Here is a 9,464-nt window from a genome sequence, read left to right as displayed (position 1 = left end):
ATCGGGGAGCGAACGCTGCGCCCCCCGGCCACTCGCGCCGCCGCGCACCACACCGACCCGAACCCCGCTCAGAAGGTCAGCGGCACCCCGAAGTCGAAGAACTTCAGCTGATCACATCCCACGTTCAGGTCGAGGCGCCCGCGGAACTTGACGTTCACGTTGACGGTGAAGCCGAGTGGTCCGCCGCGCGGGATGGCGGCGGCCGCGAACACCGAGCCGCCCGGACGATGCCCCTGCATGGTGCCGAGCACGAACGCGTACTCGGGGTCGGCTTCGAGCGCCGTCGAGCTGTCGTGGACGACGACGCTCGGGCACGGCGCCGTGCCGCCGGCGCCGCAGCGCCATTCCACGTGCTGCCCGGGATTCATGCCGGGCGCGGTCGTATCCAGGCCGTTCTCGTCGACGTCGACGACGTCCGACGGCTCGGGACCGTCGTTGGGGCCGTCCGCGACCGCGATGGACGCCTGGTACGCGCCCGTGATGCCGCCGCCGGCGCCGGCGACGCTTCCGGGGAGGTTGCGCACGTTCAGCCAGTTGACCGTCGGCACCTCCCACTCGGTGCAGTTGCCGCCGATCACGTGATCGCACGCCCGCATGAGCAGCTCGGTGTAGATGCCGCCCGCGCAGGTGTCGGCGCCGGCAGCCGACGGGAACAGCATGACCGTCGTCGGATGGGCGCGCAGGTTCGTGAAGCGGAAGACGCCGCGGCCGTCGACCGCCGTCCACGCGACGTAGATGGGCTGCCCGTCGTTCTTCCACGGGCACCACGAGAAGTCGTCGCCGCCGTCGAGCGTCCCCTCGCGGAAGTTTCGCTGGCGGTACGAGAGGTGGATGACGCGCCCCGGCGTCCCCAGTCCCTCGACCCCGTCGAGGTCGTTGTTGTTGGCCGTGACGCGATAGATGAGGGGCTTCTCTCCGACCGAGAACGCCGTGACCGCCCGGCCGAAGAGCGCCGCCACCACTCCGACCGAGAGCACGAGCCCGAGCACGATCCGTCGATGCGACATCTGTCCTCCTTGGGCGGGTGGGTTGCGGGCGGACAGCCGTGCGCTGCAGTCGCCGTGCCATCCGGCCGCCGTCGCCCCGCGCGCGTTCGCCGCCGCGGCGTGCAGCAGGCGCGTTCACGCCGTTTCGCGGGTGCCGCCGAGCGGATCGCGAATGCCGTGCCGCTCCATGCGCCGCCACAGTGTGACGCGCGAGATGCCGAGCGCGGACGCCGCCCGTTGTCGGTTCCAGCGATTCGCTTCGAGCACGCGCAGGATGCGCGTCCGCTCGTCCGCCCAGGGGCTCCCGCTTCCCGCGGGCTGGCGCTGCAGGAGGGTCACCAGATCGGCACCTGTCGCTTGGGCGAGCGTGAGCAGCGCTTCGAGGGCGTTCTCGAGCTCGCGCACGTTGCCGGGCCACGGGTGCTCGAGCAGCGGACGGCACGCGTGCTCGCTCGGTGACGCGAACGTGGTCCGCTGCCGCCCGTTGAAGCGCTCGACGAAGTGCGCCACGAGGAGCGGGATGTCGGCTCGCCGCTCGCGCAGGGGCGGCAGCCGCAGCGTCAGGACGCGCAGGCGATAGAAGAGGTCGCTGCGGAATCGCCCGGACTCGACCATGCGCCAGAGGTCCTGGTTCGACGCCGCGATGAGTCGCACGTCGAGCCGTCGCGCGACGCTCGCGCCGAGCGGCCGCACTTCGCCATCCTGCACGACGCGCAGGAGCTTCGCCTGGAGCGAGAGCGGCAGGTCTTCGATCTCGTCCAGGAAGAGCGTGCCGCCGTCGGCGAGACGGAGCGCGCCGGGTCGTTCCTGGATGGCACCGGTGAAGGCGCCCCGCGCGTGGCCGAAGAACTCGCTCTCGGCGAGCGACTCGGGCACGGCGGCGCAGTTGATCGGCACGAACGGCCTGGCGGCGCGCCGTCCGAGGCCGTGGATCGCGCGCGCCACGACTTCCTTGCCGGTCCCCGTCTCGCCCTCGACGAGCACGTGCGCCTCGGCGCGCGCCGCGACGCGGACGAGCGCGCGCACCTCGGCCATGGCGCGCGTGCGGCCGATGAGCCCGGGCACGGGCGCATCCGGCTCGCGCGGCGCGGGTATGGCCGCGAGAGCGCCCAGCGTGGCCTGGAGCAGCTCCGGATCGCCGTCCGCGACGAGATAGTCCGTTGCGCCGGCCTTCAGCAGCGCCACCGCCACGACCGCGTCGTCGGCGCGCCCGAGCGCGACGATGGGTACCCCGGGCCACGCGGCGCGCAACGCGCGCACGCCGCGGACGGCGTCCTCGCGCGCGACGGCGGCGGGCCCGAGCAGGACCAGGTCGACCACGGGGTCGGGAGCGTTCGCGAGCGCGGTCGAGGTGTCGACGACGTCGAGCCGTGCACCCGGCTGCGCCCGCGTGACCGTCGCGACGAGCGCGTCCCCACGTTCCACCCCCACGAGCACGATCCGCATCCGCGCGACCCTCCCCGGTGCGAGGGTACGGCAGCGCCACGCTGCCGCAAGAACTAGAAGCGGAATATCCGCGCCGGTAGCGCTACGTCGCCGCCGGCGCGAGCTCGACCAGCACGGCGCCCGCGTCGACCATCGCGCCCGGCGTGGCGCCCAGGGCGCGCACGGTGCCGTCGATCTCGGCCGCGAGCGTCGTCTCCATCTTCATCGCTTCGACGACGACGAGCGGCTGGCCGGCCGTCACGGCGTCGCCGACGGCGACCAGCACCTTCACGACTTTCCCCGGCATCGGCGCCACGACCGATCCCGACCCCGCCCCCGCCGCGCCGCCGCCGTGCGCGTCGTCGACGCGCTCGAAGACGAAGCTGTCGCCGCCCACCGCGACGTGGATGCGATCGCGGGTGCGCGCGACGACGGCGCGCAGCGGCTGGCCGTCGACCTCGAGCACGAGCTCCTCGACGATCGCGTGACCCACGCTCGCCGTTGCCGTCGCGACGATCGTGCCCACGCGGTGCGCGGCGCCGTCGACGGTGGCGGCGAGCCCACCGCCGTCGGGGACGACGGCGACCGCGAGCGTGTGGCCGCCCGTGCGCAGCTTCACCTGGGCGCTCACGTTCCGCCGAGCCTCCAGCGCCCGAGCGTCTCCCACGGCGTGGGCTCGGTCCGCAGCCCGGCGCCGTCCGCCCCGCGTGCCGCGGGACGTGCGCTCGCAACGGCGGCGACGAGCGCGGCGAGGTCGGCCCGCGCCGCCGGACGCCAGGCGGGAACGTGCTCGGAAAGAAAATCCGTGTGGGTGTTCCCGGCGCGGAACGCCGCGTGCGCGAGCACGTCGCGCAGGAAGGCGAGGTTCGTCGTCGGGCCGAGGACGATCGTCTCGGTGAGCGCGATCGCGAGGCGGTCGATCGCGGCGCGACGATCGGCGCCCCAGGCGGACACCTTGGAGAGGAGCGGATCGTACTCGATCGGCACCGTGAAGCCGGCGCGGATGCCCGAGTCGACGCGGACGCCGGGCCCGCTCGGCTCGTGCAGCGCCAGGATGGGGCCGGCGCTCGGGAAGAAGCTCTGCTGCGGGTCCTCCGCGTAGACGCGCGCTTCGATCGCGTGGCCGCGCGGCCGGACGTCCGCCTGCGCGAACCCGAGGGGCTCGCCGGCCGCGATGCGAAGCTGCGCCACCACCATGTCGACGCCGGTCGCGAGCTCCGTCACGGGGTGCTCCACCTGGAGCCGTGTGTTCATTTCGAGGAAATAGAAGCGGCCGCTCTCGTCGAGCAGGAACTCGACGGTGCCGGCGCTCACGTAGCCGACGGCACGCGCAGCGGCGTGCGCGGCGTCGGTCATCTGCGCGCGCAGCGCCGGCGTCATGACGGGGCAGGGCGTCTCCTCGACGATCTTCTGATGCCGGCGCTGGATCGAGCACTCGCGCTCGCCGAGATGGACGAGCGTGCCGTGGCGATCGCCCAGCACCTGCACCTCGACGTGGCGGGGGCGCACGATCTGCTTCTCGAGATACACGCGGCCGTCCGCGAAGGCGGCCGTCGCCTCGCGCGTCGCGGCCGCGAGCGCCTCGGCCAGCTCCGTCTCGCTCGCGACCGTGCGCATGCCCTTGCCGCCGCCGCCGGCCGCGGCCTTCACCAGGATCGGGTAGCCGAGGCGCGCGGCGGCCTCCTTCGCGGACGCGACGTCGCCGGCCGCGATCTCGCTGCCCGGTACGAGCGGCACGCCCGCCTTCGCCGCCGTCGCGCGGGCGGCGAGCTTGTCGCCCATTGTGGCGATCGCGGAGGGCGGTGGGCCGACCCACACGAGCCCCGCGCCCTCGACGGCTTCGGCGAAAGCCGCATTCTCGGAGAAGAACCCGTAGCCCGGGTGGACGGCGTCGGCGCGCGTCGCGCGCGCGGCGGCGAGGATGGCCTTCGTGTCGAGGTACGACTCGCGCGCCGGAGCGGGCCCCACGCACACCGCCGCGTCGGCGGCCGCGACGTGCGGCGCGCTCCGGTCGGCCTCCGAGTACACGGCGATCGGCGAGAGCCCGAGCGCGCGGCATCCGCGCGCGATCCGCACCGCGATCTCGCCGCGGTTGGCGATGAGGACCCGCTGCACGGGGCCGTCGTCTAACCGACCCGGGGAGTGCGGGCAAACCCCGGCGGCAGGCGCGACTACGGACAGCCGGGCTCGATCCGGCAGGTCGGCGAGCAGCAGTCGCCCGCGAGCTGGTTCCCATCGTCGCACTCTTCCTGGAGCGCGGCATCGATCGTGCCGTCGCCGCAGACGCTCGGCGTCGCGCGCACCAAGTTGATGCACAACCCGCCGGTGGCGGAGTCGCAGCTCTCCTGGAAGAGTGGCGATGCGTTCGGCGCGAGTTCGACCTCGGCTCCCATCCTCATTCCGGTGGCGACCTGGTAGGTGGCGAAGTCCGGGTAGACGAAACTGACGACGCTGAGAGCTCCGCCGGCTCCTTCGACGATCGAGTAGGTGCGAGACGACGGATCATCGAAGAAATACCATGTCCCAGTCATGTTGCAGCCCGCGAACGTCGAGGGCGTCTGGCAGAAGGCCGGGAACTCCGGCGCACAGATCGGCACGCAGGCGGCCGTCGCATCACAGCACGGCGCGTTCGGGCCTCCCTGGAACCCGCATTGGCTACCCGTCGACGCGCAGCACTGGCACGCAGCGGGCGTTCCCGGAGCACCGCACGGCGCCAAGGGTGCACATGAGCCACCGGCTGCCCCGTCGCACTGCTCGCCCGCTTCGATGATCCCGTTGCCACACACCGGTACCGTCGTCGTGGGGGTCGAGGTGCTGGTGCTCGACGTGGTCGTGCTCGACGTCGTCGTCGCACCGAGCGCCGCGTCGGAGCAGTCGGCAAGCGCGCCCGAGATCGCACCCGACGCGACGAAGCGTCCCGGCAGGTCGACGCGAATGGTCGCCCCGTTGAACAGGGCGCAGCTCCGAACCGTTCCCGTCGTGAGCCGGATGCCGACGGCGCCGTGCGCCGTCGCGAGCGGAAGTCCGACGTCCCTCGCCACCATGCGAAGCAGGCGTCCCTGCTTCAGGAGCGCCAGCCGAACCGGCGACGGTCCCGCCGGGGCGGTCTTGTTCGCGAAGCGATATGCCGGGCTCGTGGTCTTCGTCTCCCATCCGGGCTTGCCCACTCCTGCCGGGATGGCGAGCGCCGCCGCTCCTTCCGCTGCGGAGATGACGTCGAGGGTCGCGCCGACGACGGACGGATCGTCGCCTGAGGCGAAGGCCGGGAACAGGAACGCCGGGTCTTTCGAGACGAACACGAGCTTCGTCCCGGAGTTGGATCGCTTGAGCGTGAGGCGGGTGCCGGCGATCGGCTGGTCCGCTGCCATCAGCGCCGTGTGGGTCGCGAGAGCAAGGACGATCGGAGCCAGGAGCTTCGGCACGGCTACCCCCTGCTGACCGGCCTACGAGACGGGGGGCCATGCCGTCAAGGCAAATCCACCTGGGCTCGATCTACATCCGGAAGACGCCGAACGTCGTTCGCTCGACGGGCGCGTTCAGCGCCGCCGCGAGCCCGAGGCCGAGCGCATCGCGCGTCTCGAGGGGATCGAGGATGCCGTCGTCCCACAGGCGCGCGGTCGCGTAGTAGGGGCTGCCCTCGGTCTCGTACTTGGCGCGGATGGGCGCCGTGAGGGCGTCGGCCTCGGCCTCCGCGAGCGCCTTGCCGCTCGCCGCGAGCTGCTGCTGCTTCACGGTGAGGAGGGTCTGCGCCGCTTGCTCGCCGCCCATGACCGAGATGCGGCTGTTGGGCCACGACCACATGAGGCGCGGCTGGTAGGCGCGTCCGCACATGCCGTAGTTGCCCGCGCCGTACGAGTTGCCGATCAGCACCGTGAACTTCGGCACCGCCGCGTTGGCGACCGCGTTCACCATCTTGGCGCCGTCCTTCGCGATGCCGCCCTGCTCGTAGCGCTTGCCGACGATGAAGCCGGTGATGTTCTGCAGGAAGACGAGCGGCACGCCGCGCGCGCAGCAGAGCTCGATGAAGTGCGTCGCCTTGAGCGCCGACTCGGAGAAGAGGACGCCCTGGTTGGCGACGATCCCGACCGGATAGCCGTGCAGATGCGCGAAGCCCGTCACCAGCGTCGGCCCGTAGAGCGCCTTGAACTCGTGGAAGCGGCTCCCGTCGACGAGGCGCGCGATCAGCTCGCGCGCATCGGTCTGCTTGCGCGGATCGCGCGCGACCAGGCCGTAGATCTCGGCCGGGTCGTACGCGGGCGGCTCGGGCGTCGCGCGCGCGAGCGCCGCCGGCTCGACGGGCGGCATGGCGGCGAAGATCTCTCGCGCGATGCGGAGCGCGTCGGCGTCGTTCTCGGCCAGGTGGTCGGCCACGCCCGAGATGCGCGTGTGCGTCTCGCCGCCGCCCAGCTCCTCGGCGCTCACCTCCTCGCCCGTCGCCGCCTTCACGAGCGGCGGGCCGGCGAGGAAGATCGTGCCCTGGTTGCGTACGATGATCGCCTCGTCGCACATCGCCGGCACGTAGGCGCCGCCGGCCGTGCACGAGCCGAGCACCACTGCGACCTGCGGCAGGCCCGCCGCCGACATGCGCGCCTGGTTGTAGAAGATGCGGCCGAAGTGCTCGCGGTCCGGGAAGACCTCGGCCTGGAGCGGCAGGAAGGCGCCGCCCGAGTCGACCAGGTAGACCGAGGCGAGCCGGTTCTCGAGCGCGATCTCCTGCGCCCGCAGGTGCTTTTTCACCGTGAGGGGATAGTAGGTGCCGCCCTTCACCGTCGCGTCGTTGGCGACGACGACGGCGTGGCGCCCCGCGATCTGGCCGATGCCGGTCACCATGCTCGCGCCCGGCGCCTCGTCGTCGTAGCACCCGGTCGCTGCGAGCGGCGACAGCTCGAGGAACGGCGTGGCCGGATCGAGCAGGCGCTCGATCCGCTCGCGCGGGAGGAGCTTCCCGCGCGCGGTGTGGCGCTCGCGCGCGTCGGGCGGGCCGCCGGCCGCCGCCCGCGCGCGCGCCGCGCGCAGCTCGGCCACGAGCCGCTCCATGTGCGCCCGGTTCTGCTCGAACTCCGGATCGCTCGTCCGGACGCGAGACGGAAGCCGCATCCCGCGCGCCCGCTACCAGAAGATCGACGGGCGCGCCGAGAGTCCGTCCGCGAGCATGGACGCGATGCGCGCCTTCACCTGATCGACCTTCTCCGCGATGACGTCGTCCTCGTCGGCCGGGTTGCCCTCGAAGTGCATGGGCTCGCCGAAGTAGATGCGATACTTGACCGGCAGCGGCACCATGCCGAGCGGGCCGAGCCACGGCCAGGTGAGGGTCACCGGGAAGGCCGGCATGCCGAGCAGGCGCGCGATCGGCATCAGGTTGGCGATCGCGGGCGCCTGCTCCTCGGAGCCGACGACGGCGATCGGGACGATCGGCGTCGCGGTCTCGAGCGCGAGCCGCATGAAGCCGTGGCCGAACTCCTGGAGCTGATAGCGCTCCCAGATGAGCTTGTTCATGCCGCGCACGCCTTCGGGAAACGCGATGACGCACTCGCCCTGCTCGAGCATGTCGATGCAGTTCTTGCGCGTCCCGACGACCGAGCCGGTGCGCACCATGATCTCGTTCACGAACGGCACCGTCGGCAGCCAGTACTCGCCCATGCCGCGGATGATGCGCGGCGGCTCGGCCTCGAGGAACGTGGCCGCGCCGATCATGGCGGCGTCGAGCGCGACCTGGCCGGCGTGGTTCCCGATGAGGAGGCACCGCCCCTGCGGGATGCGTTCGATGCCGCTCGTCTCGACGCGGAACCAGTAGCGGTAGAGGAGCGCCGTGACGGTGAGCGCGCGCTTGGCCGTCTCGGTGTGGAACCCCCATGCGTCGTAGCCGTAGGCGTTGAGGCGCGTCGGAATGCGCGCCATGCGCTCGTCGATCTCGTGCTGCAGCTCTCCGACGGCCGGGGAGTTGTAGAGTGCGCGCAGCATGCCCATCAGCGGCGCACGCTCGCGAACACGTCTTCGAGGCTGAAGAGCGGCGCGAAGCCCGTCGCCTGCTGGAAGCGACGACCGTCGAGCGTGCACGGGTACTTGAGGAAGTTGATCGCGCCCGGAGGCGTCGGGTAGAGGCCCCAGCGGAAGAGTCGGCTGAAGACGGCGCGCGCCACGGTCTCCGGGAACGGGACGGCGGTGCCGCCCGACTCGTGGATCGCCACCTTGAGGGGAACGGCGCCGGGACCGGTCAGGTTGAACACGCCGTGCGTGCCCGTCTGAAGCGCGAGCGCGACGGCTTCCGCCACGTCCTCCTCGTGGATGAACTGCATCATCGGGTTGAAGCCCATGATCGTCGGCACGTAGCGCCCGCGGAGGTAGCGGCCCATGTTGCTGTGCACGTAGTACCCGAGCGTGCTCACGGGGCGGAGCACGGTCGTCGCGACCTCGGGATGCCGCCACAGGAACGCGGTCGCGAGCGTGTCGACCTCGGAGAGGTCGCGCACCTCGGCGTAGTTGCGCGAGACGTTGAGCGGCGAGTCCTCGTCCATGTAGTACGGGTTGTCGGGAAACGCGCCGTACACGTAGCTCGACGAGAGCAGCACGACGCGTTTCACGCCGTGCGCGATCGCGTACTCGAGCACGCGCTTGGTGCCGAGCACGTTGATCTCGTGCCGCAGCTCCTCGCCCAGGCGGAAGTGCCGGATGAAGGCGAGGTGGACGACGGCGGTGGGACGTTCGGTGCGGAAGACGTCCTCGAACTTTCGCTTGCGGATGTCGACGGTGAGGACGCGCAACCCGGGCGGGTGGCCTTCCCACGGGTGGCGATCGACGCCGACCAGATCGAACGTGTTCGCGAGCCGGCGCGCGATGAGGCGACCCTGGCCGCCGGCGATGCCGGTGATGAGGACGGTCTCGCCGGGGCGCGCGCCGCCGCGCGGATGGCTCCAGGTCTCGGTCACGGCCGCCGGACGCGGCGCGATCACCGGCGCCGGATCCGGCTCGGGATCCGCGAAGTGGAAGAGGCCTTCCGGCGTGTCGAACGGAACCCGCGCCATGCCGAGGCTCCGGTTATGCCGGGGCCCGCCC

General features: G+C 72.0%; 8 protein-coding genes. All 8 read right to left on the bottom strand.

What is annotated here, in order from left to right:
* Positions 1–68 precede the first annotated feature (68 nt).
* The 8 genes from VMS22_07975 to VMS22_07940 all read right to left on the bottom strand — a co-directional run bounded on the left by VMS22_07975 (position 69) and on the right by VMS22_07940 (position 9,433).
* Positions 69–1,007 carry a hypothetical protein gene (locus VMS22_07975; protein HXJ33967.1) on the bottom strand — a complete coding sequence of 313 codons (939 nt, stop codon included), beginning with the start codon at positions 1,005–1,007 and terminating at the stop codon, positions 69–71.
* A 114-nt stretch (positions 1,008–1,121) separates the two neighbouring features.
* Positions 1,122–2,432 carry a sigma-54 dependent transcriptional regulator gene (locus tag VMS22_07970; protein HXJ33966.1) on the bottom strand — a complete coding sequence of 437 codons (1,311 nt, stop codon included), beginning with the start codon at positions 2,430–2,432 and terminating at the stop codon, positions 1,122–1,124.
* An 82-nt stretch (positions 2,433–2,514) separates the two neighbouring features.
* Positions 2,515–3,042 (bottom strand): biotin/lipoyl-containing protein, encoded by a 528-nt coding sequence (locus tag VMS22_07965; GenBank protein HXJ33965.1) that lies wholly within the window; start codon positions 3,040–3,042, stop codon positions 2,515–2,517.
* Positions 3,039–4,526, bottom strand: a complete 1,488-nt coding sequence (locus VMS22_07960) for an acetyl-CoA carboxylase biotin carboxylase subunit (GenBank protein HXJ33964.1) — start codon at positions 4,524–4,526, stop codon at positions 3,039–3,041. Before VMS22_07960 ends, VMS22_07965 begins: the two co-directional genes overlap by 4 nt.
* Before the next feature lie 56 nt (positions 4,527–4,582).
* Complete coding sequence (locus tag VMS22_07955) at positions 4,583–5,833, bottom strand: DUF4215 domain-containing protein (protein HXJ33963.1); 1,251 nt, start codon at positions 5,831–5,833, stop codon at positions 4,583–4,585.
* A gap of 70 nt (positions 5,834–5,903) precedes the next feature.
* Positions 5,904–7,508: a carboxyl transferase domain-containing protein gene (locus VMS22_07950; protein HXJ33962.1), complete on the bottom strand. Its 1,605-nt coding sequence runs from the start codon at positions 7,506–7,508 to the stop codon at positions 5,904–5,906.
* A gap of 12 nt (positions 7,509–7,520) precedes the next feature.
* Positions 7,521–8,372: a lysophospholipid acyltransferase family protein gene (locus tag VMS22_07945; protein ID HXJ33961.1), complete on the bottom strand. Its 852-nt coding sequence runs from the start codon at positions 8,370–8,372 to the stop codon at positions 7,521–7,523.
* 5 nt (positions 8,373–8,377) lie between these two features.
* The gene (locus tag VMS22_07940; GenBank protein HXJ33960.1) at positions 8,378–9,433 is read right to left on the bottom strand and encodes an NAD-dependent epimerase/dehydratase family protein; all 1,056 of its coding nucleotides are present in this window, start codon (positions 9,431–9,433) and stop codon (positions 8,378–8,380) included.
* Positions 9,434–9,464: the final 31 nt, after the last annotated feature.

It is taken from the genome of Candidatus Eisenbacteria bacterium (genome assembly GCA_035577985.1).
Taxonomy (GTDB): Bacteria; Desulfobacterota; Binatia; order DP-6; family DP-6; genus DATJZY01.
This window is presented reverse-complemented; position numbering and strand designations above follow the sequence as displayed.

Coding starts and splice junctions, on each gene's coding strand:
- VMS22_07975 (HXJ33967.1), bottom strand. CDS start 1,007: ATGTCGCATCGACGGATCGTGCTCGGGCTCGTGCTCTCGGTCGGAGTG.
- VMS22_07970 (HXJ33966.1), bottom strand. CDS start 2,432: ATGCGGATCGTGCTCGTGGGGGTGGAACGTGGGGACGCGCTCGTCGCG.
- VMS22_07950 (HXJ33962.1), bottom strand. CDS start 7,508: ATGCGGCTTCCGTCTCGCGTCCGGACGAGCGATCCGGAGTTCGAGCAG.
- VMS22_07945 (HXJ33961.1), bottom strand. CDS start 8,372: ATGCTGCGCGCACTCTACAACTCCCCGGCCGTCGGAGAGCTGCAGCAC.
- VMS22_07940 (HXJ33960.1), bottom strand. CDS start 9,433: ATGGCGCGGGTTCCGTTCGACACGCCGGAAGGCCTCTTCCACTTCGCG.